16 protein-coding genes and 3 pseudogenes are annotated in these 25,627 nt (G+C 50.1%); 11 read left to right on the top strand and 8 right to left on the bottom strand.

Translation table 11 applies throughout. The annotated features are described in order from the left end of the window. Nucleotides 1-44 precede the first annotated feature (44 nt). The 6 genes and pseudogenes from CGZ65_RS02445 to ybeY all read right to left on the bottom strand — a co-directional run bounded on the left by CGZ65_RS02445 (nucleotide 45) and on the right by ybeY (nucleotide 9,779). A complete protein-coding gene (locus CGZ65_RS02445; RefSeq protein WP_157742685.1) occupies nucleotides 45-5,885 on the bottom strand; it encodes a YadA-like family protein in 5,841 nt (1,946 codons plus the stop codon). Between the two features lie 72 nt (nucleotides 5,886-5,957). Further along, nucleotides 5,958-6,047, bottom strand: a pseudogene (locus CGZ65_RS15050) (hypothetical protein); the annotation flags it as partial. Next, on the bottom strand, nucleotides 6,035-7,450 hold the full coding sequence (locus CGZ65_RS02440) for an ESPR domain-containing protein (protein ID WP_096294682.1): 1,416 nt from the start codon (nucleotides 7,448-7,450) through the stop codon (nucleotides 6,035-6,037). The pseudogene CGZ65_RS15050 and the gene CGZ65_RS02440, both read right to left, overlap by 13 nt. A gap of 705 nt (nucleotides 7,451-8,155) precedes the next feature. Further along, on the bottom strand, nucleotides 8,156-8,284 hold the full coding sequence (locus CGZ65_RS14550) for a hypothetical protein (protein ID WP_269768621.1): 129 nt from the start codon (nucleotides 8,282-8,284) through the stop codon (nucleotides 8,156-8,158). A gap of 147 nt (nucleotides 8,285-8,431) precedes the next feature. After that, complete coding sequence (locus CGZ65_RS02435) at nucleotides 8,432-9,262, bottom strand: HlyC/CorC family transporter (protein ID WP_096294681.1); 831 nt, start codon at nucleotides 9,260-9,262, stop codon at nucleotides 8,432-8,434. 13 nt (nucleotides 9,263-9,275) lie between these two features. Then, nucleotides 9,276-9,779: an rRNA maturation RNase YbeY gene (gene ybeY, locus CGZ65_RS02430; protein ID WP_096294680.1), complete on the bottom strand. Its 504-nt coding sequence runs from the start codon at nucleotides 9,777-9,779 to the stop codon at nucleotides 9,276-9,278. Nucleotides 9,780-9,962: 183 nt separating this feature from the next. Between ybeY and CGZ65_RS12655 the strand changes: the two genes are divergently transcribed. The 7 genes and pseudogenes from CGZ65_RS12655 (at nucleotide 9,963) to nagZ (ending at nucleotide 17,406) form a co-directional block, all read left to right on the top strand. Further along, nucleotides 9,963-10,133 (top strand): hypothetical protein, encoded by a 171-nt coding sequence (locus tag CGZ65_RS12655; protein WP_157742684.1) that lies wholly within the window; start codon nucleotides 9,963-9,965, stop codon nucleotides 10,131-10,133. 385 nt (nucleotides 10,134-10,518) lie between these two features. Further along, a complete protein-coding gene (locus CGZ65_RS02425) occupies nucleotides 10,519-10,914 on the top strand; it encodes a hypothetical protein (RefSeq protein WP_096294679.1) in 396 nt (131 codons plus the stop codon). Nucleotides 10,915-10,953: 39 nt separating this feature from the next. Then, nucleotides 10,954-11,889, top strand: coding sequence for a hydroxymethylbilane synthase (gene hemC / locus CGZ65_RS02420; protein WP_096294678.1), 936 nt, complete (start codon nucleotides 10,954-10,956; stop codon nucleotides 11,887-11,889). A gap of 107 nt (nucleotides 11,890-11,996) precedes the next feature. After that, nucleotides 11,997-12,635: an endonuclease III gene (nth, locus tag CGZ65_RS02415; protein ID WP_096294677.1), complete on the top strand. Its 639-nt coding sequence runs from the start codon at nucleotides 11,997-11,999 to the stop codon at nucleotides 12,633-12,635. A 254-nt stretch (nucleotides 12,636-12,889) separates the two neighbouring features. Next, nucleotides 12,890-14,374, top strand: coding sequence for a DegQ family serine endoprotease (locus CGZ65_RS02410; protein WP_378595612.1), 1,485 nt, complete (start codon nucleotides 12,890-12,892; stop codon nucleotides 14,372-14,374). 160 nt (nucleotides 14,375-14,534) lie between these two features. After that, nucleotides 14,535-16,057 (top strand): annotated as a pseudogene (locus CGZ65_RS02405) (Na+/H+ antiporter NhaC family protein). Between the two features lie 263 nt (nucleotides 16,058-16,320). Further along, nucleotides 16,321-17,406: a beta-N-acetylhexosaminidase gene (nagZ, locus tag CGZ65_RS02400; RefSeq protein WP_096294675.1), complete on the top strand. Its 1,086-nt coding sequence runs from the start codon at nucleotides 16,321-16,323 to the stop codon at nucleotides 17,404-17,406. Nucleotides 17,407-17,574: 168 nt separating this feature from the next. Here the strand turns inward: nagZ and CGZ65_RS02395 are convergent. Beyond that, nucleotides 17,575-19,304, bottom strand: a pseudogene (locus CGZ65_RS02395) (potassium/proton antiporter). 290 nt (nucleotides 19,305-19,594) lie between these two features. Between CGZ65_RS02395 and CGZ65_RS02390 the strand changes: the two are divergent. After that, on the top strand, nucleotides 19,595-20,467 hold the full coding sequence (locus tag CGZ65_RS02390; RefSeq protein WP_096294674.1) for a DUF808 domain-containing protein: 873 nt from the start codon (nucleotides 19,595-19,597) through the stop codon (nucleotides 20,465-20,467). 68 nt (nucleotides 20,468-20,535) lie between these two features. Beyond that, on the top strand, nucleotides 20,536-22,080 hold the full coding sequence (lnt, locus tag CGZ65_RS02385; RefSeq protein ID WP_096294673.1) for an apolipoprotein N-acyltransferase: 1,545 nt from the start codon (nucleotides 20,536-20,538) through the stop codon (nucleotides 22,078-22,080). A 97-nt stretch (nucleotides 22,081-22,177) separates the two neighbouring features. On the opposite strand, the gene CGZ65_RS15045 is transcribed toward lnt, so the two are convergent. After that, nucleotides 22,178-22,906 (bottom strand): transposase, encoded by a 729-nt coding sequence (locus tag CGZ65_RS15045; protein WP_415906974.1) that lies wholly within the window; start codon nucleotides 22,904-22,906, stop codon nucleotides 22,178-22,180. Between the two features lie 350 nt (nucleotides 22,907-23,256). Between CGZ65_RS15045 and rpoH the strand changes: the two genes are divergently transcribed. Further along, nucleotides 23,257-24,120: an RNA polymerase sigma factor RpoH gene (gene rpoH, locus CGZ65_RS02370; RefSeq protein ID WP_096296070.1), complete on the top strand. Its 864-nt coding sequence runs from the start codon at nucleotides 23,257-23,259 to the stop codon at nucleotides 24,118-24,120. Nucleotides 24,121-24,306: 186 nt separating this feature from the next. Beyond that, entirely contained in the window at nucleotides 24,307-25,560 is a 1,254-nt protein-coding gene (gene hemA / locus CGZ65_RS02365; protein WP_096294671.1) for a glutamyl-tRNA reductase, read from the top strand. Nucleotides 25,561-25,627: the final 67 nt, after the last annotated feature.

Here is a 25,627-nt window from a genome sequence, read left to right as displayed (position 1 = left end):
GACGGCCTTTGCTTACCTCATGACGGTATTACATTATCACAGAATTACCACTGGTAACCGACCCCAGCAGTCGCACCGTAGTGCCCGCGCGAGTTGCCGGTGGCGGAGCCTTTAATTACCCAGTTACCGTTGTCGGAAATGCTGGAGTAACCTAAGGCATAACCACTTTCGCCACGGTAGGCACTGCCGGCTACGGCAACCATGCTCTTACCCGGTAGATAGGCTTGTGGCAGACCAGCTACCGCCATAGCAGCAGCAGCTCCCGCATTAGCACGTCTTTCGGCACTGTCGATGCGCTGGTTGAGCTGATTGCCCATATTGACGGTGTAATTGGCCACGCTGTTGATGGCTTCGTTGGTTTGATGCAACTGGCTGCCGTTAACGGCATCTTTGCTGGTGGCAGAAATTTCACCGTCGGCTACGTTGGTGATTTTCTTGTCGCCTGCATCCAAACCATCTGCGGTAATGCTCGGACCGTTGGCTATGCTCAGGCCGGTGCCACTCAACACGGTGTCGCCAGCTGTTACGCTGTCAACCACCAAATCTTTAGCGGTTGAAACAGTATAGTTGGCGCTGCCGTCGGTGTTGGTGCTTTGCGCCACCACAATGTTGTCACCCGCATTCACAGTGGTTTTGGCTTTAACTGCCGTTTGGTTCACTGCTTTGATAGCGTCATCTACATTGTTTGCGCCCGTACCGCCAATATTGCTCATGCTCACGCTGCCGCCGGGGTTAACCGTGGCGTTGCCGCCTAACACATTGGCTACAGAGACCGCAGTGTCGTATAGCTGGCCGCCGTTAACCGCATCGGTGCTGCCTGCGGCCACGTTGCCGGCAGCCACGTTGGTCACTTTCTGGTTATTGGCGTTGACGCCGTTGCCGCTGATGTAGGTATTACCGCCTACGCTCACACCTGCGTCATCCAATACCACGCGGTTAGCTCCCGTACCTGCGGTAACACTATTGAAGTTAACGTCTTTCTCAGTGGCTACGGTATAGTTGGTGCTGCCGTCGGCATTGGTGCTTTGCGCCACCACAATGTTGTCGCCTGTGCTCACGGTGGTTTTGGCTTCAACCGCCGCCCGGTTCACCGCTGCGATGGCATCGTTCACGTTGTTCGCACCCGTGCCGCCGATATTGCTCATGCTCACGCTGCCGTCGGGGTTAACCATGGCGTTACCGCCGAACACGTTGGCTACGGAAGCTGCGGTATTGTGCAGCTGGCCGCCGTTAACCGCATCGGTGCTGCCTGCGGCTACGCTGCCCGAAGCCACATTGGTTACTTTCTGGTTGTTGGCGTTGATGCCGTTGCCGCTGATGTAGGTGTTGCCGCCTACGCTCACGCCTGCGTCATCCAATACCACGCGGTTGGCGCCCGTGCCTGCGGTTACGCTGTCGAAGTTGACGTTTTTGGCGGTGGCCACGGTGTAGGTGGTACTGCCGTCGTCGTTCTGTTTTTCAGACACTTCGATGTTGTCGCCTGCTGCCACTTTGTTGGCCGACGCTGCTGCTGCGGCTTTCAGTTGGGCTACGTTGACGGCGTCGGTGTCTTGCTCACCGGCTTTCACTCCGCCGATTTGCTTGTTGCCGGCGTCGATGCCTGCCGATGTGATGTTCACATCGCCTGCTTTGAGGCCGTCTGAAGTCAGCGCTACGCTGTCGCCTACTTTAACGCCGTCGTTGTTCAACACGGTTTGGCCGGTGGTTACGCTGCCGTTGCTGCCTAGGTTGACGGTTTCGGCCAGCTTGATGCTCAAGGTGTCGGTGCTGTTGGCTACAACCGCGATATTGTTGTCGGTTAAGTTGCCGGTGGCGCCGCCTTTGAGGTTAACGGTGGTGCCGAGTTTGCGCTCGACATTGCTGCCGCTGTCGCCTGCAAAGGTTAACGGGCTGTTTACCGCGCCGTTCAGCTTGGTTAGGGCATCGCCTACGTTGTTGGCAACGCTGCTGTTGCCGGTGGCCGGGTCGATGATGGTGTAGGCCGGGGCGCTGACGGTGCCGTCGGCATTCACTGCCGAACCGCCGCCCAAGGCGTTGGCTACGCTGTCGGCCGTGCCGTACAGCTGGCTGCCGTTAACGGCTTCTTTGCTGCCGGCGGCAATGCTGCCGTCTTCCAAACCGCTGATCTTGCCGTTCGTGCCTACGGTTAAGCTGCCTGCTTTGAGGCCGTCTGAAGCCAGGGCTACATCGTTGCCGACTTTAACGCCGTCTTGGTTCAGCACGGCATCGCCTGCGGTTACGCTGTCGAAGCTGACGTTTTTGGCCGTTGCCACGGTGTAGGTGGTGCTGCCGTCGTCGTTCTGTTTTTCAGACACTTCGATGTTGTCGCCTGCTACCACTTTGTTGGCCGACGCTGCTGCTGCGGCGTTCAGTTGCGCCATGTTCACCGCATCATCGTCGGCCACACCGTTGGCGACGCCGGAAATCACGTTGCCGCCGTTGTTCAGACCGCTTTCAGACAGGCTGACCGGATTGCCGCCGGCTGGAGTGATGGTGAGGCCGTCTGAAGACAGCACGGTGCCATCTGCGGTGATGCTCTCAACAGTTAAACTATCTGCCGTTTTTACGGTGTAGATGGTTTGACCGTCGTTGCCGGTTTCGCTATCCACTTCGATGTTGCTGCCTGCAACCACTTCGGTTTTTGCAGCTTTCGAGGCTTTGTTGATTGCATCGGCCACATTGGCTGCTGTGGCAAAGTTATCGCCCGGCTCATCTGCGGTTACAGTGCCGTCGGCTGCACTGGTCAGGCCTGATTTGTTCACGTCGAAAGTGATGTCGCCGCTGCTGTTGCGCGCAGTGGTACCGGTGCCGTTGACAAAATTAACCTGTTTGTTGGTTTGGTCAATTGTTTCGGCGGTTGTGCCGTTCACGCTGGTGGTAAAGCTTTGCAACGCGCTATCAGCTTTGGCCAGGGAGGTTTTGGAGGCTTCCGACAAATCGACGGCGTAGTCGGTGACGTTGTTGCTGTCTTTCGCACCGGCGGTAACGGTTACGGCATTCGAACCTGCTGAGGCTTTCGCGCCGTCGGCATTGACGGTGTAAACGGTTTGACCGTTAGCACCTGTTGTGCTGGTTACGCTGCTGACGTTGGTGCCTTTTTCCACTTCTGTCATTGCGGCTTTCACTTGAGCTACGGTAGCCGCATCGTTATCGGCAACGCCGTTGGCGACGCCGGAAACCACGTTACCGCCGTTGTTCAGGCCATCTGAAGTCAGACTAACCGGATTGCCGCTGGCTGGAGTGATGGTGAGGCTGTTGCCTTTGATGTCGGTAATGTTGCCCGCTGCATCTTTTACCGTAACAGTAGTGAACTCAACATCTTCTTTGGTGGCCACCGAAATCTTATTGGCGCTTTGGGTGATTTTGATGTTTTTGCCCGCATCAACGGTAACGGTTTCGCCATTTGGAACCTTTGTATCTTCGGTGGCGGCAGTATTGTCAACCTGTTCACCGTCTGAAGCAGAAGTGGCCAAATTAAAGCCTGCTGCTTTCAATTGGGCAACGTTAACGGCATCGGTGTCAGCCGTGCCTGCGGCCAAATTGGTAATTTGGCGGGTAATGCCATGCACGCTGCTACCTACGGAAACCGCACCATATAATGCGCTGGATGTCCAAGTGCTGTTGTTTTTATCACTTGCTGCGAGCAAAGGATCAGCACCAACCATTCCGCCTGCTACATCAGCCAAACTGTTTGCACCCAATGCGACTCCGCTGTTCACAGATGCTATTGCAGAATGGCCGAGTGCCAAAGAACCAGTGTTTTGAGCTTGAGCGCTCGGACCGAAAGCAGCCGAGTTATCAGCTATTGCTTTTGCGCTATTACCCACTGCCACACCATACCGGCCACCTCTCAGAGCCGCACCGGATGCATCGGTTGAGCCTGCTGTCGCTCCGTTACCGATGGCCACGCTATAAATAGCATTTTGGGTAGTGGAAGCATTGCTGCCCAACGCTAGAGATCCTATACCGCTGCCGGCTGCTTTATAACCGATGGCGGTAATCATACCGGCGTCAGGCACATTCACCCCTGTTGCCGTGGTGAATGCAGTTGCTTTTGCTTCTTCACCCAAGGCAATACTGCCGTTAGCAGTAACTACAGCGTCTTTACCGATAGCAACAGAGTTATTACCGCCACCATTGTTTGCTGCTGCATTCTTACCGATAACAATAGCATTTTCAGCACTAACCGTTGCTTGGGTATTGGTGCCGATTACCACGGAATCATTGGATTCGGTTTGAGCCGCATTACCGATAGCAATATTGCCTGTTTTGGTGGTTCCGATGGTTCCTCCCAACGCTTTGGCATCTACACCGATTGCAATACCGTTTAAGCTAGTAACTTGGCTTTTTGTGCCCAACGCCAAGCTTTTCTCCGATTCGGCTTTAGCCAAACGGCCAAGTGCCGTTGCGCCGTCTTGCAGAGCTTGTGCATCATTGCCGATAGCTACTGTATAGGTATTGTCTGCCACCGCACCCGAACCCATGGCCACCGCACCATTGTTGGTTGCTTTAGAGTCCAAACCGATGGATACGGCAAAATTACCCGTGCTTTGGGCACTTTTACCCACGGCAACCGCACTGTCGGCAGTTGCATCGGCACTTTGACCGACGGCTACGGTATCTTTAGCCGTGGCCGTGGCCTCATTACCCAAGACGGTTGCATTGTCTGCCGAGGCGTTAGCCAAATGACCGACTGCCGTAGCATTAACCGCAGTTGCTTGAGCCGCCACACCGGCAGCCATAGCATTCAACCCGGTTGCGCCTGTGTTATCGTAGTTGGCGCTTTCTGTTCCACCGTCATTAACACTGTAATAATGTGTTTGGGCATCTTGAAGCCCTTTGGTAACGATATACAGCTGGCTGCCGTTAATGGCGTCGGTTGAGGTTGCTGAAATTTCGCCTGCGGCCACATTTTGGAGGCGGCGCTCGGAATCTGCGGCACCTACCGTTACCGCGCCAACAGCTCTTTGGCCGGCAAAACCTGTGTATGTTATCCCATTGATAACGGCTGAATTCACCGTACCCGTGGCACCGGCACTGGTTGTGCTGCCGGTTACATTCAGAATATCGGTGTTAAATAATGTGCCCGCTGCATTTGCCGCGCCGTCGGCAACTTGGCTGTCATTACCCAAATATACCGAATTGGCTGCAGTAGTGCCTAATGTATTCCCAGCGGGATCGGAGTTGATACCGCTGCCCAATACATAAGTACTGTCGGTGGTGATGTGGTTGTAGCTACCGATTGCACGGCTGTTGTCGGCATCAGCCGTCATCAGGTTTAAATTACCGAACACACCGGCATTATCGGCGGCAATAGGATTGTCTACTGTTCCGTTGTCGTTACCGATGGCATAGGTTCCGGTACCTGTGATATGGGAAGGATCACCCAGTGCACCAGAGTTGGTGCCGGAAACAATGTTGCCCACACCGATGGAAATAGATTGCAAGCCTGTGGCTTGAGCACCTTTACCGATAGCAATGGCATTATTAGCAGTTGCTTTGGTTTCCGTACCGATAGCTACTGTATCACTTGCACTCACGCGTGGCACACCCGTACCTTGCCCAGCTTGTTTGCCAATAGCAACATTGTTTGAACCATTGATAAACTGACCCGCCTGATAGCCAGATGCCACGTTAAAGGTTCCAACAGAACCTTGTCCAGCCTGCCAACCAACCGCTACTTGTCCTTGGTTACCGGTTGCATTACGACCTGCATCCACACCTACAAATACAGTATTATTGCCTACAATACCACTATATGTTTGGATATCCACGTTACCTGAGTTAGTGCCGATAGCGACATTGCCCGTACCTTGCGCCGTCGCTTTATTGCCGATAGCCACACTATTTTCTTGATTGGCCAAGCTGGTATTGCCGATAGCCACAACGCTGGCCGTCTCACCTTTGCTGTCAACCCCCAAGACTACGTTACCAGTCCCTGTAGCCCTGGTTCCTTTACCGATAGCTAGAGCACCTGTTGCTGAAGATTGGGCATCATTACCAATAGCCGTACTATTTTGATGCGTAGATCGGGCTACATAACCAATGGCAATAGTGCTGTCATTTTCCGAACGTGCGCCATCCCCAAGGCTAATGAAGACTTTCCAATTGCATGAACATCATTACCTCCCGCAAAAGAATTCTGCCCTATTGCTTCAGAAGCTTGACCGATAGCCGCCGCATTGGTGCCTCGTACCACACTATATGCGCCGATAGCAATTGAGTTTTCAGCTTTTAAAAGACTTCCTGCAACGGAGGCATTATATTCAGTACCAGCTTTGTCATAAATTTTACCTCCGGTAACAGTGGCCTTTTCCGCAAGCGCATCTGTACCGATAGCAATCGAACGCATAGCCGAGCTGTTTGACCTGACACCAACGGCAATCGAATTGGCTCCGGTGGGTCGATAACTTGATGTTGACTGCTGATAATTAGCATGCTGGCCTATAGCGATTGCACCGGCTGCTCCCGCATTGGCGGTATTACCCACAGCAACAGCATTATTGCCCAAGCTGCGGCTGCTATTGCCCACAGCCACCGTTGTCGCACCCAGCCCTTTAGCCGTTTGACCAACCGCCACCGATCCGGCACTGGTTGCTAATGCACGGTTGCCAATCACTACCGAATTACTGGCAGTAACAGATTTCACACTATTTATGTTGGTTGAGCCAGACGCGGTAACCGTTATCGATTTCACCTCGATTTGATTTTCTGGAGTACCTGCTCTTACAGCAGCATCAACCGCCTGTGTAGCATTGGCATAAGTACCCAAAATCACGTTACCGGCACCATTCAATCCGGCACCTGCATCGGTGCCCAAACCGATATTGTTGTTTGCACCGGTTCCGTATCTTAATGCCCCGTCGCCAATGGCAACATTGCGTGCTTCAGAAGAGATTTGCACGGGGTTACTGCCCGCATTACGGCCGATAGAGATATCCCATCCACTTGAAGCCTCCGCAAGCTGGCCGATGGCAATACCTTGAACGTTAACTGCCTTTGCACGGTCACCAATTGCCAAAGAAGCTGCGCCGGAAGCCACTGACGAAAAACCGGCAGCAAAAGCTACATCGGTAGTAGCGCTTACCGATTGGCCAATTGCAACTGCGTTGTTACCGGATGCATTTGCCCCAGAACCACAGGCAAATGAGTTCGTATTAGAAGTAGCCGGAAGAGTCGCATCATTCTGTGTACAAGTTGCGGCCACGGCCTCGCTTGCGGGTAGCAACGCAAACCCTGTAATCAATGCAAAATTCAACGCCAATGCGCTCCATCCACAACCGGCTAGACTGTAAAGCTTGTTAACTCGGTTATTTGACAAACAGTGTGCGCCTTCTTGTGTTCGAGACATTTGGCTGCCTGCAGGCTTACCTTTAGCGTTTTCAATCTCAGACACGGCAACCCATGCGCCTAAAGATTCATTCCAAATACTGCGATAACTTTTATTCATGATATTTCCTTATTACTTATTTTTTAAGTTAACACTCCGTGAGTCAGACACTTGGGCTATCCCAGCTTCCCCATCCGAACCATGACTTGAATGACCATTAAATGTCACTTACATCATTTAACTGATATTTTTTGTCACTTTGTGACAAATTACTCACTCGCATTACATTACAACATCGATTATTGCATGATGAAATTAATATACCGATTATTTGATTTTTAAACCTCTAATCATAAGGTTAATGCACCATGCTGATTGACTGCTTGGCCATAATGCCGCTTGCTGTTTTTTTAGTTTTGCAATTTCCATGCCAATATTTTTGTTAGACGGTATTTTTTTTGATTAAGTGGTGAGATGATATAAAAGCAAGCACCAGCCATGCTTGCGATGGTGAGATTGAGGCTCTGTATAATTACTGCGGGTGCATACCCATACGGGGAATATGTTATGCAAACAAGCCGAGAATCTTTACCTCTCAGATTTGAGTGCAGTTCAAAGTCAGGGAAGCAAAAAGTATATATGCCATTAAAGATAGTAAAGATAGATGGGATTTTGAGCAGTGCATAACTCAAGAGATATACCAAAGATGGGGTTTTGTAAAAGTTTCAACCAATTCAAACAAACCAAGTATGGTATGACGCGCTTGACCAACGGTGCTACCACCAAAATGCCGTCTGAAATTTTTTTCAGACGGCATTTCTGTATTCATCTGTATTTCTGAGACTCCACGATTTCTCGGCAGCCCCAATGCCCCACATTCTCCAGCGCATGGTTCATCACCACGTCGATACACGCAGGCGGCGGTTTGATCACGAATGCTTCGCACAGAATCACATACCGACACCTTTGCCAAACTCCGCATCAAACTAACAGCAGAAACTGCAAAGTACAGTTTCTGCTGTTTTCATTGGTTTTAATCCCGACAATTTCCTACATCGTCTTAAACCATAATCGTTTCAGACGGCCTTGGTTGCATGCCGCTTATTCTTCTTTGGCTTTCACGACCATCAAGGTATGCAAACGACGGTTATCGGCGCGCGCGACGGTAAATTGCAGCGGCCCGATGACTACTTTTTCACCGCGAACCGGCAGATAGCCGAATTCCTGAATCACCAAACCGCCGATGGTATCGACTTCTTCATTGCTGTAATCGGTGCCGAAAAAATCGTTGATGTCTTCGATTTCAGTTACTGCATAAATACGCCAACGCTCGGCCGATACAGCGAAAATATTGTCGGCGCTTTCGTCTTCGTCAAACTCATCTTCAATATCGCCGACGATTTGCTCAATGATGTCTTCAAAGGTGACCAACCCCGATGTGCCGCCGTATTCATCAATCACAATCGCCATGTGGTTGCGTTGCTCGCGAAACTCTTTCAATAAGGCATTCAGCGACTTACCTTCCGGCACGAACACGGCCGGCCGCAAAATGGATTGCAAGTTGAATTGTTCAGCGCTGAACACGTATTTCAACAAATCTTTGGCATGCAAAATGCCCAACACCTCGTCCTTGTCTTCACCAATCACCGGAAAACGTGAATGCGCGGTTTCGATGATATAGGCGACAATGCGCTCAAGGCTGTCGTTTTCCTTAATCACATTCATTTGGCTGCGCGAAATCATCGCATCACGCACTTCCAACTCGGTAAAATCCAATACTTTTTCCAAGCGGGCAAAGGTATCGGCATCGAATACTTCCTGCGCATGCGCCTGCCGCAACAGGCTGATGACGTCTTCGGCGGAATCGGGTTCACCGGTCAAACGGGAAACCAAACGTTCGAAAAAATTGGGTTTCGACTGAGTGTCTTCCATATTAATGTTCGTCCTATTGATAAGGGTTGGGATAACCTGCGGCCTCCATCAGGCGGATTTCGGCGGCTTCCATGACTTCGGCTTCATCGTCTTCGATATGATCATAACCCATTAAATGCAAGGTACCGTGCATGGTGAGGTGGGCAAAGTGTTGCTCGGGCGTTTTGCCCTGCTCTTTTGCTTCTTTCAGTACCACTTGCGGGCAGATAATCAAATCACCGTAAAGGCCGTCTGAAATTTGGCCGGGTATGACGTCGCCTTCGTTCAAGGCAAAACTCAATACATTGGTGGCGTAATCTTTGCCGCGGTAATCGCGGTTGTAAGCTCGGGCTTCTTCTTCATCGAGCAAAATCAGGCTGATTTCGGCGCGGCGGTATTCGTCTTTCAAGGCGGCAAAAGCCCAACGGTAGAAATCTTTTTCAGACGGCACATCGGCTGCGGAAGAGACGTTGTCAAAGTTTAAATGAAAACGTTGGCGTTGTAAGGATTGGAAAGGAAATTTTTTGGCGCGTTTCATAGATATCTACTATTTTAATGATAATATCAATAATAATTATCATTGAACCATAATTTTTTTTTACTCTAATCTCTGTAATTTGCGTTTACTACACAGCATCCTGAGTTTCAAATTTATATTTGGATTATAGGATATCCTTTACTTGATTTGTAATTTTTTAAACCCTAAGGTAAGGAGTTCAAAATGCAAGAATTGACTATATATGAGTTGGAAGCAGTTAGTGGCGGACTGAATACTACTTTTCGACCAGTAAGCCAAAATGTTGAAGACCGGCGTATTGGTTGGCGCGATAATTCTTTTTGGTGGCATTTTGAAGGAGTTTTGCCAAGATTCGGCAGTAATTGGTTATATTGATAATCTGTAAAATAGGCTTCCTGCGAGACCATGCGATATCCTGATTTTTCATTTATGTAGGGAATACACGATACTTCCTAGGGAATACCGGATTCAGGCGCAACCTGTGTGACATGCTGTGTATTCATTCTAAATAAATGTCAAAATGCAACATTAATTTTGTGGGAAGTCTTAAATACGAACTGAAGAAACCGGCTGAAGTAAATTTGTCTGATCTCCTATCCCAAATAGATTATTATTTTTCAGCGAGACATAATTAGCTACTACAAAGCAATATGATAATGTTGCCATCAAACTGCCTGAGTATCCATTCTGAAACTCAAAAAAACATCAAATCTGAATACTTTAAGAAAAAGTCTCAAAATTTAATTGAAACGGAAACCGGATGAAAAAACTGTTTTATTTTTTATTGCCTGCTTTGGCAGCATGTTTACAGCAGACCCAAGCAGATAGCAAGGCTGATATTTCCTTCCCTGAACCTGGCCAAACCATCGCTTCAGAAAATGTAACGGATTCTGATAATGTCAGAATGACAGGGAGTGTCCATTTTTCTTTTGAACAGTCGGAGTTTATTTCCCAAGGTAAAACTTATTTTATTGAAAAAAGTTACGCAGTAATCGGTGAAATCAAAGCAAAACGGAAATATTCCGGTGCATATAATATAACGCTGCACAATATATGTATTCAGGGAAAAATTTTGAATAAAGAACAAAATAAAGGAAATAATTTCGGCCCTTTGGGGCGTTATGAGCAAGCTGTCATCATAGAGGGTTTGTGTTAGACTAACAGCCTTTCCCGCCTTTACATCCGGAAAACGTAAATGAACCCGACAAAACTCGTCATCGCCAGCCGCGAAAGCCGCTTGGCCCTGTGGCAGGCCGAACACATTCAAGGCCGTCTGAAAACCCTTTATCCCGACTGCGACGTGCAAATCTTAGGCATGACCACACGCGGCGACCAGATTTTAGACAAAACCCTTTCCAAAATCGGCGGGAAGGGATTGTTTATCAAAGAATTGGAACAAGCCCTGCAAGACGGTCGCGCCGATTTGGCGGTGCATTCAATTAAAGACGTGCCGATGGATTTGCCGGAAGGTTTTGCGCTGGCTGCGATTGGCGAACGCGCCAATCCGTTTGATGCGTTTGTGTCCAACCGATACGAACGCTTGGAAGATTTACCCAAAGGCGCAGTAGTCGGCACCGCCAGCCTGCGCCGCGAAGCACAATTGCGTGCGCGCTATTCTCATTTGGTAATCAAACCTTTGCGTGGCAATCTGCAAACGCGTTTGGGCAAACTTGACAACGGAGAATACGATGCGATTATTCTCGCCGCTGCAGGTTTACAGCGTTTGGGCTTGGACGACCGCATCCGCTTGATTATTTCCGATACCGTCAGCCTGCCCGCCGCCGGACAAGGTGCTTTGGGCATTGAAATCGCTGCAAACCGCAAAGATTTGCTGGAAGTATTAAAGCCGCTCAACCACGGCATCACCCACGCCTGCGTCACCGCCGAACGCGCTTTAGCACGCGCTTTGGGCGGCAGCTGCCAAGTGCCGCTGGCAGCTTACTGCACCGAAGAAAACGGTTTACTGACCCTGCGTGGCTTGGTCGGCCATCCCGATGGCTCAACCATTATCGAAGCCTATGCCCAAGCACCGGCCGGCTACGCCGATTCATTGGGTCGCGCCGTGGCCAAACGCTTGGCCGATGATGGGGCGATGGAATTGATTGAGACCGTTTTGAAAGAATCCGCATAAACTGTTTATCAGTTTGATGGCCAGATAGGCCGTCTGAAAAGCGTATGCTCTTTTCAGACGGCCTTTTTGCTATAATAACGCGCGAGCATTTCAAATAAAAACACATCATGAACAAACACATCCGCCAAGAAATTTTCGAGCGCTTCCGCGCCGCCAATCCGCATCCGACCACCGAGCTGAATTTCAGTTCGCCGTTCGAATTACTGATTGCCGTGTTACTGTCGGCGCAAGCCACCGATGTCGGCGTAAACAAAGCCACAGCCAAACTGTTCCCTGTGGCCAATACCCCGCAAGCCATGTTGGACTTAGGCTTAGACGGCATAATGGAATACACTCAAACCATTGGTCTTTACAAAACCAAATCCAAACACATCATGCAAACCTGCCGCATTTTGTTGGAACAACACGGCGGAGAAGTACCCGAAGACCGCGCCGCTTTGGAAGCACTGCCTGGTGTCGGCCGAAAAACCGCCAATGTGGTACTGAATACCGCTTTCGGCTGGTCGGTCATGGCAGTGGATACCCACATTTTCCGTGTATCCAACCGCACCAAAATCGCACCGGGCAAAGACGTGCGCGAAGTGGAAGACAAGCTCATGCGTTTTATCCCGAAAGAATTTCTAATGAACGCGCATCATTGGCTGATACTACACGGTCGCTACACCTGCAAAGCACTCAAGCCGCAATGCGGGCAATGCATCATTAACGATTTATGCGAATGGAAGGCGAAAAATATTGTTAATTAAGTTATCCCGCCCGATGATTCAGAATTAAGAGGCAGACAGGCTTTTAGGCCGTCTGAAACATTTCAGACGGCTTTTTCCATTGAAAATGAAACGCTTGAAAAAATGTTCATAATCGGTAAAATTGCCCCTATCCACTCAAATTAAGGGTATGGCGGGTAAACTTGCCCTTCCGTCCGATTGACAAACCGCAACCCGGTAAAACAGATAGACACGCATAACAAGGAATGACTGTGACAAAAAATACCAAAAAATATATGGCTTTAACCATTGCGGCCACACTGGCATTGAGCGCATGTGACAAAGTCGGCAGTTTTTTCAGCAATGACAATACCCAAGACGAAGAGAAAGAACTGGTTCAACGCATTGAACCGCCAAAAGACGATGGCAGCGTTGGCATGTTGCTGCCCGATTTTGCCCAATTGGTGCAAAACGAAGGCCAAACCGTGGTCAATATTCAAGCTACGGCAACCAACCGCAGCCAGCAGCGTGCTGAAGAAAACGGCATGGATTTAAGCCAATTTCCGGATAACGATCCATTCTACGAGTTTTTCAAACGCTTGGTACCCAACCTGCCTGATATGCCGCAGGAAGAAGCCGACAGCAGCGAGCTGAATTTCGGTTCCGGCTTTATCATCAGCTCCGACGGCTACATTCTTACCAACACCCACGTCGTTGCCGGTATGGGCAATATCAAAGTGTTGCTCAACGACAAACGCGAATACACCGCTAAGCTGATTGGTTCCGACCAGCAATCTGATGTGGCTTTATTGAAAATCGATGCCAAAGATTTGCCGGTTGTAAAAATCGGCGACCCGAAAACGCTCAAGCCGGGCGAATGGGTGGCCGCCATCGGCGCACCGTTCGGCTTTGACAACAGCGTAACATCAGGCATCGTCTCGGCAAAAGGCCGCAGCCTGCCGAATGAAAACTACACTCCGTTTATCCAAACCGACGTCGCCATCAATCCGGGTAACTCGGGTGGCCCGCTGTTTAACCTTAAAGGCCAAGTAGTCGGCATCAATTCACAAATCTACAGCCGCAGCGGCGGATTTATGGGCATTTCGTTCGCCATTCCGATTGATGTGGCGATGAACGTAGCCGACCAACTGAAAACCAGCGGCAAAGTGCAACGCGGGCAATTAGGTGTGATTATTCAAGAAGTCTCTTACGACTTGGCGAAATCGTTCAACTTAGACCGTGCCAGCGGCGCTCTGATTGCCAAAGTGATGCCAAACAGCCCGGCGCAGCAAGCCGGTTTGCAGGTGGGTGACATTGTACGCAGCGTCAACGGCGAGGAAGTGCGCTCTTCCAGCGATTTGCCGGTGATGGTCGGCGCTATGCCGCCAGGCAAAGAAGTAAAATTGGAAGTGTGGCGTAAAGGCAAGAAAATTTCTGTCAACGTCACTTTGGGCAGCACCGGTGCACCGACCCCGAGTGGCGAAAGTGAAATGGGAAGCCTCACATCGCCAAACGATGTGCAAAGTTTCTTGGTGGAAGAAGCCGGTTTGACGCTGCAAACGCAAACCACCGACGGCAAACAACGCTTGATTGTCACCCATGTCAGCGGCGCCGCCGAACGTGCCGGTTTGAAGCGCGGCGATGAAATCATGGCCGTGAGTCAAATCACGGTTAATGACGAATCAAGCTTCCGCAGTGCTTTGAGCAGTACCGGTAAAAACGTGCCGCTGTTGGTGCAGCGTGGTAGTGACACACTCTTCTTGGCCTTAAATCTGCAATAAAACGGCATAAAATTGTATAGTAATGATAAAATACCCGTTATTTTTGAAATGACGGGTATTTTACCGTTTTAGCTTTCACACTTTTTCAGACGGCCTTTTTAATACACACTATGCCGTCTGAAAACATTCAGATTTTATTTACACTTCATCATTTTACTTTATGCAACTAATCGATTATTCAAGCTCTTTTATGTCGGTAATTCCGCCATTTCTGGCGCTGACGTTGGCTGTGATTACCCGCCGCGTTTTATTCTCTCTGGCCATCGGCATCATCATCGGGGTGTTAATGCTCACCGGCGGCAATCCGCTCAATACCTTAACTCACTTTAAAGACATCACCGTATCACTGGTTTGGGCAGATGGCGATTGGTCTCTGGCCAAACTCAAAATCCTGATTTTCCTGTTATTATTGGGTATTTTCACTTCCTTGCTGACTTATTCGGGCAGTAATCAAGCTTTTGCAGATTGGGCTAAAAAACACATTCAAAGCCGTCGCGGTGCCAAAATGTTGACCGCCTGTTTGGTGTTCGTGACCTTTATCGACGACTATTTCCACAGTTTGGCGGTGGGCGCGATTGCCCGTCCGGTAACCGACCGCTTCAAAGTATCACGCGCCAAACTGGCTTATATCTTGGATTCTACCGCTGCGCCGATGTGCGTGTTGATGCCGGTTTCAAGCTGGGGCGCCTCGATTATTGCCACCCTGGCAGGTTTGCTGGTGACTTACAACATCACCGAATATACCCGATGGGCACATTTGTCGCCATGAGTGCGATGAATTATTACGCCTTGTTTGCGCTGTTAATGGTGTTTTTTGTGGCGTATTTTTCTTTCGACATCGGTTCGATGGGCCGCTTCGAGCAGCAAGCTTTGAGCGAAACACATGAAGAACAAGCCGTTTCAAACGATTCCAAAGGCCGCGTATATGCACTGATTATTCCGGTTTTGGTGCTGATTTTCGCTACCATTTCCGCCATGCTCTACACCGGCGCACAAGCTTTGGATACCTTCAGCATTTTGGGCGCATTTGAAAACACCGATGTGAATACTTCATTGGTATTCGGTGGTGTGTTAGGCGTGTTGGCGGTATTGTTCTGCACGGTCGGCACCATCGAAGCCCATGTTTACCCGAAAGCCACTTGGGAAGGCATGAAGTCGATGTTCGGCGCCATCAGCATTCTGATTTTGGCGTGGCTGATCAGCACTGTGGTCAGCGAAATGCGTACCGGCGAATTTTTATCTACCTTGGTCGCAGGCAATATCCACCCGGGCTTTTTGCCGGTGATTCTATTTACCTTGGGCAGTGTGATGGCGTTTGCCACCGGCACCAGCTGGGGCACCTTCGGCATTATGTTGCCGATTGCCGCCGCCATGGCGGTGAAAATCGACCCGAGCCTGATTATCCCTTGCTTCTCGGCGGTGATGGCCGGCGCGGTGTGTGGCGACCATTGTTCACCGATTTCCGACACCACCATTTTGTCCTCCACCGGTGCACAATGTAACCACATTGACCACGTTACTTCGCAGCTACCTTACGCGCTGACCGTGGCCGCCGCAGCGGCCAGTGGCTATTTGGTACTGGGTTTCACACATTCTGCCCTGCTCGGCTTCGGTGTGACTGCCGTAGTTTTGGCCGTATTGATTTTGATGTTGCGCAGCAAAAAAACCGCGCTTGCCGCTTAATTGTTCAGACGGCCTCTAGGTGTAGGAAATTGTCGGGTTGTTTACACTTTTTATGCAAAACAGCTTTTATTTTTTGCCTAAATGATTGTTTTAGGATTGTTGAGCATTATCAAGAACTATGCGGCGTTGCCGTGCCTTTCGGCATTCTTGACAACACTCGAAAATCCCAAAATGGGTCTTCAAGCAAAAAAGCAAAAGTGTAAACAACGCTAGGATTTTCTACACTCTAGGCCGTCTGAAACGTTTTGGATAAAGGAAACAAAATGACCCAAGCCGTTATAGAACGCGGCCCTGTGATGGCCGATGTAAATACGTTTACATTGACCGACGAAGAAAAACAACGCCTGCTCGACCCGGCTATCGGCGGTGTGATTCTGTTTCGCCGCAATTTTGACAACGTACCGCAACTCAAAGCTTTAATCCGCGACATCAAAGCTTTGCGCACGCCGGAACTGATTGTTGCTGTCGACCACGAAGGCGGCCGCGTGCAGCGTTTTATCGACGGGTTTACCCGTCTGCCGGCCATGCGCGTGTTGGGTGAAATTTGGGACAACGAAGGCGAAGCCGCTGCCAAAGCCAAAGCCGAACAAGTGGGCTGGGTATTGGCAACCGAATTGAGCGCCTGCGGCGTGGATTTGTCGTTCACACCGGTGTTGGATTTGGACTGGGGGCAATGCACCGTTATCGGCAACCGCAGTTTCCACCGAGATGCCGACATCGTCACCGAATTGGCTTTGGCCTTACAAAAAGGTTTAAACAAAGGCGGCATGAAATCCTGCGGCAAACACTTCCCCGGCCACGGCTTTGTCGAAGGCGACAGCCACCTGACCCAGCCGCAAGACGACCGCTGCCTGGCCGATTTGCAGGCTGCCGATATGGTTCCTTTCGGCAAATTAAGCGAGGCGGGGATGGCGGCAGTGATGCCCGCACATGTGGTTTATCCGCAAATCGACCCGAATCCGGCCGGTTTTTCAGAAAAATGGCTCAAACAAATCTTGCGCCAAGACATCGGCTTTGACGGCGTGATTTTTTCAGATGACCTCACCATGGAAGGCGCAGGCAGCGCGGGCGGCATCAAAGCGCGCGTTCAAAGTGCTTTTGCCGCCGGTTGTGATATTGCATTGGTATGCAACCGCCCTGACTTGGTCGATGAATTGCGCGCCAGTTTCCACATGCCCGATAATCCGAACTTGTCTGCACGTTGGGCTTATATGGCCAACACACTGAACATGGACGCAGCCGAAGCGATGATGCAAAGTGATGAATTTAAAGCCGCTCAAGCCTTAACCGCCCAACTGGCTACACCGAAAGACATTGCCAACGGCGTGAAAGTAGGCGAAGCTTTTTAACTCTTCAAATATCAATCGAGGCCGTCTGAAATGTTTCAGACGGCCTCGATTGATATACACCCGAGAACTTTGCAAAACGCTAGATTTGAGTATACTTCGAAGCCAAAGCAGCGTATAACGAAGAAATAGGCCAAAAACAGTGATTTTGCAAAGGTTTGGGTTTATTTTTTAATCAGGAAACTTCATGCCCATCAACTTAATACTGCCGTCTTTATTCAATTCCTTAATCGTCAATTCAAATTCACCGATACTCACGCGGTCACCCTCCACCCATTTAGTGCTTTCCGAACGCAGCTCAAACAATTCGCCCAAGCTCAAGCTCTCTTCGTTTGGCTGTAATTTCAAACCGTAAGCCTTGGCCAAATCCCGGCACGACTGGCCGGATCGAATGAAAATTCTCCAAAATAATCGAAATTAAGCAGCACGCTTTTTTCGGTCTCGGTGAAATAATAGGCCATATTTTCGACCTGATCGTCAGGTAGGACATACCACGCGATGTCACCCTTTTTAAGCTTGGTATCACTTTGCAACTCGATTCGGTATCCTTCGCGAATCAGTGCAAAACAGCGTCGGTCAAAGCTGGCGGAAATCGGAGCCACATCATCGGGATGTACGCCTTCTGCTTCGGATTGCGCTACCACTTTAAATGATATCATGCGTACCGCTTCTTTTTCTGCCAACCAAATATCGCGGCTGTCGTTCGGTTCGGGCTTCGGCGGCATGGCTACTTTCAGCAGGCGCGCCATGACCGGAATGGTTGTGCCTTGAATCAGCAGCGACAACACCACCACCGCAAATGCCACATCAAACAAGGCCCGTGAATTCGGTACACCCATTACCAACGGCATCATCGCCAGCGTAATCGGCACCGCACCGCGCAAACCCAGCCAACTGATGTACGTCTTTTCGCGCACGCTGTAATTAAACAGCCACAAGCCGGTAAACACCGCAATGGGGCGCGCCACCAACATCAAAAATACCGCCAATACCATCGCATCTGAACCGCGCTCCAACACACTCGACGGTGTCACCAGCAAACCCAACACCACAAACATAGTCGCCTGCGCCAGCCATGCCAAACCGTCCATCACGCGCAAAACATGTTCCGTCGCGTGATTATGCTGATTGCCCACCAATATACCGGCCAAATATACCGCCAAAAAGCCGCTGCCGCCAATCAAGTTGGTAAACGAAAACACCAGCAAACCACCTGACACAATCATCAACGCATACAAACCTTCAGGCAGATTCAGGCGGCGTACCAGCTTGGCCAGCAATTTGCCGCCGATAAAGCCCATCAGCAAACCAAAGCCGATTTGCAGCAGCAACATCCACATGAACGACATCACGCCGCCTTCGTCGGGCTTGACCATCATTGCGATTAAAGCAGTTACCAAGAAAATCGCCATCGGATCGTTGGCACCGGATTCAATTTCCAGCGTGGCCTGCACACGTTCATTCAAGCGCACGCCGCTGTTGCGCAACAGGCTGAATACGGCACCGGCATCGGTTGAACCGACAATTGCCGCCATCAGCAGACCAAAACGCCAATCGACATCCAAATAAAGTGTGGTGAAAATACCCAGCAAAGCCACGGTGGCAAACACGCCCCATGTTGCCAACACCGCCGCCGGTTTCAAACCGATGCGGAAACTCTGAAACCGCGTACGCAAACCACCGTCAAGCAGAATCACCGCCAAGGCAAGTTGGCAGATGAAGTTGGCCGAAACAAAATTGTCAAACTCAATACCGCCTATTCCTTCTTCACCGGCCAAAATGCCGACTCCCAGAAACACCAACAGCAAAGGCATACCCAAACGCGCCGAAAGTGTGGTGGAAACCACACTCAAAAACAGCAACGCACCGCCGAGTAGGAATAAGATATTCATCCAATCCACGTTTTTATTTCTCCTGATCTGCTGAAGTTAAGGGGGGAAACCGGCGGTTTCTTGCGTTTACGGCCGGCAGGGACGAATTTTAACACATGTCACGCCATGCAATTGGCAACCATTCAAGAATCTTTTCTTTCCTTTAATTTGATTAAAGGGCGTCTAAATGATAAAAACCGTATAATTTTCAGTTATAATATTCGGTTTCGCTAAAGGCAAGTTTGTGCGCCAAACCATCGCCGAACAGCCGGACTTAGCAGAAAATCATGACCTTTTCTTTAATCTAGGAACCATTCAAGATGGCTTTTGCCTCCCTTTTTACCCTGCTTGACGACATTACCGCCGTATTGGACGACGTGGCCTTAATGACCAAAATGGCTGCCAAGAAAACCGCCGGCGTGGTCGGCGACGATTTGGCCTTGAATGCCAACCAAGTGACCGGCGCTTCTGCCGAACGCGAATTGCCGATTGTATGGGCAGTAGCCAAAGGCTCTTTGATTAATAAAGTCATTTTGGTACCGGCCGCTTTATTGTTGTCTGTTTTCCTGCCGGCTGCGATTACGCCTTTATTGATGATCGGTGGTGCATATTTGTGTTTTGAAGGCGTGGAAAAACTGTTGCATAAATTGTTGCACAAAAACGACGGCAATGAAGCCGCTTCGCATGCCAGCGACGAAATTTTTGATGAAAAAGCCAAAATCACCGGCGCCATTCGCACCGATTTTATTCTGTCAGCCGAAATCATCATCATCGCCTTGGGTGTGGTGAGCGCCTACGGCGTGCTGACCAAATCTTTGGTGATGTCAGCCATCGGTATCAGCATGACTGTGATTGTTTATGGTTTGGTTGCCATCATTGTCAAGCTCGATGATTTAGGCTTGCGCTTAATCGAAAAAGGCAGCAGCCTAGGCAAAGCCTTTGGCCGCTGCATCATCGCGTTCATGCCTTGGTTTATGCGCACGTTAAGCGTGATTGGCACCTTGGCCATGTTCTTGGTCGGCGGGGGCCTCATCACCCACAATTTCGACCCGGTACACGACTTCCTACATGCCCATCATTGGGACACAGGCCTGATGGCACAAGTGGCAAACCTAGTGGTCGGCGTGCTGACCGGTACGGTGGTGTGCGCCGTAGTATTGCCTTTGATGAAAGTATTCTCTAAAAAACATTGATTTGTGTACCATAAGGCCGTCTGAAACCTAAAGCCTTCAGACCCCCCCTTTTCTTGTTCACTTAACATATGAATATTCTCCGCAAACTCGAAACATATTGGCGAAAGCCGCTGTTCTATTGGCCGCTGGTCATCATTATCGGCGGCGCTACGCCGCTCACCTTTGCCCCTTATTATCATTTCTGGCTGATGCCACTGCTGTTCGGCGCTCTGATCCGCCTGATTGAGCTGCGCCCGCGCATGGCTGCTTCAACAGCTTATGTATTCGGCTTTTTTGCTTATGTGTCACAGTTTTACTGGATTCATACGGCCCTGCACGGAGTTTCCGGCCTGCCGAACCTTTATGCCATTCCAATGACGGTTTTATTGCCGGCATTTTTGGCACTCTACCCTGCCCTGTGTTTCTGGTTGTGGAAAAAATTCCACTTTCCGCGCTGGATTAAAATCGGCATCGTACTACCGATTCTTTGGACACTGACCGAATTTGCCCGCGAACGCCTCCTGACCGGCTTCGGCTGGGGCGCATTGGGTTATTCCCAAATCACCAAAGCCAGCCCGCTGGCCGGCTTCGCACCCATCGGAGGTATTCATTTAGTAACCTTTGCCACCGCCTGTATCGGCGCATGGTTGGTATTGCTCGTGGATAATGCAGGCCGTCTGAAAAGCCGTCTCATGCCCTTGTGCTGCGGCGTAGCTTTGTGCACTGTCGGCTACATTGCCCAAGAAGCCGAATTTACCCAACCGGACGGCAGCACCAATACTGTCGCCCTATTGCAAGGCAATATCGAACAACACTTGAAATGGCGAGAAGACCAAATCGTTCCGACCATTCAAAAATATTACGAGCAGCTGAACAAAACCCGCGCCGACATTGTGATTTTGCCGGAAACCGCTATCCCCGAAATGCGCCAAACCCTGCCCGAAGAAGTCTTAAATACCTTTGCCGCCCAAGCGCAAAGTAACGGCAGCGCGCTGGCTTTAGGCATCAGCCAATACACGCGCGATGGCAACGGCTATGAAAATGCCGTGATTAATTTAAGCAACTACAACAACACTACCGCCGAAGAAATCCCGTATTACGCCAAAAACCATTTGGTGCCGTTTGGCGAATACAAACCCTTACCGGCCATCACCAACGTGCTTTACCGCATGATGAACATGCCGCTGGCCGATTTCCGCAAAGGCGGCGAAGGCCAAGCGCCTTTGGTGATGAAAGACCAGCGCGTCGCCTTCAACATCTGCTATGAAGACGGTTTCGGCGACGAATTAATCGCCACCGCCCGCCAATCCACGCTGCTGGCCAACGTCAGCAACATGGCATGGTATGGCGACTCTAACGCCATGTATCAGCAATTGCAGCAGTCACAAGCACGCGCAATGGAATTAGGCCGCTATATGGTGCGTGCCACCAACACCGGCGCCACCGCCATTATTTCACCCAAAGGCAACATCATCAGCGAAGCCGAAGCCAACACCGAAACCGTGTTGGAAGGTCATGTTAAAGGTTACATTGGCGAGACGCCTTACATGAAAATGGGTGGCTCATGGTGGCTCATCGGCCTACTCAGCGCCGCAGCCTTAATGCTTTTCGCCCTGCGTAACAAGCAAGAATAAGCGCGTCATCCACCTTGTTCAGACGGCCTGATAGACTGATTGTTTATCAGGCCGTCTGAATTTACATCACCAATAAATTGTTCTATATCAAATAAACTTATTTATCGATACACGCCTGAAATAGCCAATCCACATCCGCCATTCTCAGCCGATTCCCAACACCTTTAATCCAAGCCCGCTTTTTCTCTATCTGATTCAGATCGGGACTATAGGGCGGAAGCCATAACACGGTATGCCCCTTTTCCTTCAGCAAGGCTTCTGCCTTACCCTTATGAAACGCCGCATTACCCATCACCGCCACACTGTTTTGCGGCAGCTCCGGAATCAAAACCCGCTCCACCCAAGCATCAAATATCCGGCGGTCAATACTGCAATCAAACAGCCCGACGGCAAACAGTTTGCCGTGAAATAACGCTCCAACGGCATTGGTCTGATGATGCCCCTGCCAATCATGAAGCGCATAACAACGCCGGCTTTTTGGCGCATAAGCGTAAGGCCGGTAACAGGATTTTCCGAATTTGCTCCCGTCTGAACAAACAACCGGACGGTTACGGAGGATGTAGCGGTGCAGTAACTTCAGGAAGTTTTTTCTGAGCCTTCTGCCGGCTTTCGGGTGGCGGCCGGTCTTTTTTTTGCAGCTGATGCCGTATCGCTTTAATGCTTTGTGTATGGCGGTATGGGAACAGCCAAAGCGTTGCGCTCTTTCACAGCAATAGGCATCAGGATAACGCCCGACATCTTCGAGCAGTGCCTGGGCGCTGATTTTGCGGGTTTTGCGTTGCCTTGGAGGGACTTGGGGAGCCGGAGGGCGTCTCCAAAGCGTGATGGTGGAGAATGGCGGTGCCGGATTCTTTTGCGGTTCTGCGAATCGTCCATCCTTGACGGAGTTTTTTGAGTACGGGTTGTTTGAAGTCTTCTGAATAGGCCATGGGGGAATTGTATCGGAGAATATGTTTATTTGCTTATAATAAATTTATTCCCGAGTAAAATACTCAAATATTAAAAATTAATCATGTTTTTTAAAATACAAAATTTAACCTATCACACATACAACATTAACACAAAAAGCGGTCTAATAGCCATATCAAAACAGTAGTGTTATACTACTTCGCCACACATTCTTAAGCGCTTGCCGATTACCGGCCGGCGCACATAACAAGGAAAGCCACTCTAATGATGAATAACGCTTTTGCATTACCAGTAATCCACAGCGGTAACGGTAGCTTGGAGCAATACATTCATACCGTGAACAATATTCCGATGCTTTCTGCCGAAGAAGAAACCCAACTGGCAGAACGCCAACAAAAAGGCGATTTAAACGCCGCCAAACAATTGATTCTTTCCCACTTGCGCGTGGTGGTCTCCATCGCCCGCGGTTACGACGGCTACGGTCTGAACCAAGCCGACTTGATTCAAGAAGGCAATATAGGCTTGATGAAAGCGGTGAAACGTTACGAACCAAGTCGTGGCGCACGCTTATTCTCATTTGCCGTACATTGGATTAAGGCTGAAATCCATGAATTCATTCTCCGCAACTGGCGCTTGGTTCGTGTTGCCACCACCAAGCCCCAACGCAAACTGTTTTTCAATTTGCGCAGCATGCGTAAAAATCTGAATGCCTTATCGCCAAAAGAAGCACAAGACATCGCCGATGATTTGGGCGTGAAACTTTCCGAAGTCTTGGAAATGGAACAGCGCATGACCGGTCACGACATCGGCATTTTGGCCGACAGCAACGATGACGAAGACAATTTTGCCCCAATCGACTGGCTGGCAGATAATGAAACCGAGCCAACCCAGCAAATCGCCAAGCAAGCCCATTACGCGCTGCAAACCGATGGTCTGCAAAATGCCTTGGCGCAACTGGACGACCGTAGCCGTTACATCGTTGAAAGCCGTTGGCTGCAAGACGATGGTGGTTTGACCTTGCACGAGCTGGCCGCCGAATACGGTGTATCGGCCGAGCGTATCCGCCAAATCGAAGCCAAAGCCATGCAAAAATTGCGCGGTTTCTTAGCTGAAGAAGCCAAAGCAGTTTAAAATCTAAAATCAAAGGCCGTCTGAACATTTCAGACGGCCTTTTCCATCCGTTCAATCAGTTAACCCAATCATTTTCTGCTAAAATTTAATAACCACGCAGATTGCGGAAGCCGCAAAACATTCTTTTCAAAGCCAACTTACGCTATAATAACCCCTTCACGCACACTCCCTATTCTTCACATTCCCATGCAACTTACCGCCGTCGGACTCAACCATCAAACTGCGCCTTTGAGCATACGCGAAAAGCTGGCTTTTGCTGCGGAAAGTCTGCCTGCTGCCGTGCAAAGCTTGGCCGGCAGCAATGCGGCCAAAGAAGCGGTCATTTTGTCTACCTGCAACCGCACCGAGCTTTATTGCGTCGGCAACACCGAAGAAATCATCGAATGGCTGGCGCAATACCACGGCTTACCCGCCGATGAGATCCGCCCTTATCTGTACACCTTCGACAGCAACGAAACCGTGCGCCATGCCTTCCGCGTGGCCTGCGGCTTGGATTCGATGGTATTGGGCGAACCGCAGATTCTCGGCCAAATCAAAGATGCCGTGCGCATCGCGCAAGAACAAGAGAGCATCAACAACAATCTGAATGCCTTGTTCCAAAAAACATTTGCCGTCGCCAAAGAAGTGCGCACTGACACAGCCGTCGGCGAAAACTCAGTGTCGATGGCTTCCGCTTCAGTAAAAATGGCCGAGCAGATTTTTCCGGACATTGCCGATTTAAATGTGCTGTTCATCGGTGCGGGCGAAATGATTGAGTTGGTAGCCACTTACTTTTCCGCTAAGAATCCGCGCCTGATTACCGTGGCCAACCGTACCTTACCGCGCGCGCAGGAATTGTGCGACAAACTCAGCGTCAATGCCGAGCCTTGTTTATTGAGCCAATTGCCCGATATCATGCACGAATACGACGTAATTGTATCGTCCACCGCCAGCCAATTGCCGATTGTCGGCAAAGGCATGGTCGAGCGTGCATTAAAGAAGCGGCACCATATGCCCGTGTTCATGCTCGATTTGGCCGTACCTCGCGATATTGAAGAAGAAGTCGGCGAATTAAACGATGCCTATCTCTACACTGTGGACGACATGCAGGACATCGTACAAAACGGTAAAGAAGCACGCCAAAAAGCTGCTTCTGCCGCCGAAGCCATGGTGGAAGAAAAAGTCGGTGAATTTGTTGAATGGCAGAAAAGCCGCCAAAGCGTGCCGCTGATTCGTGCATTGCGTGACGAAGGTGAGCGCGCCCGTCGCCAAGTGCTGGAAAACGCCATGAAACAATTGGCCAAAGGCACGGCGGCTGAAGAAGTATTGGAACGTTTATCCATACAGCTGACTAACAAACTGCTTCACTCGCCTACCCGCGCGCTCAACAAAGCAGGTTCTTCCGATACCGATCTCATCGATACCGTTACACAAATTTACCATTTGGACAATCACGAATAAATCATTAAGGCCGAAACCTTTGTCCCCAGATTTGAGTGCAGTTCGAAGGTTAGAGCAGCACAGAAAG

Origin of the sequence: Neisseria weixii (genome assembly GCF_002327085.1) — a bacterium.
Lineage (GTDB): Bacteria > Pseudomonadota > Gammaproteobacteria > Burkholderiales > Neisseriaceae > Neisseria > Neisseria weixii.
This window is presented reverse-complemented; position numbering and strand designations above follow the sequence as displayed.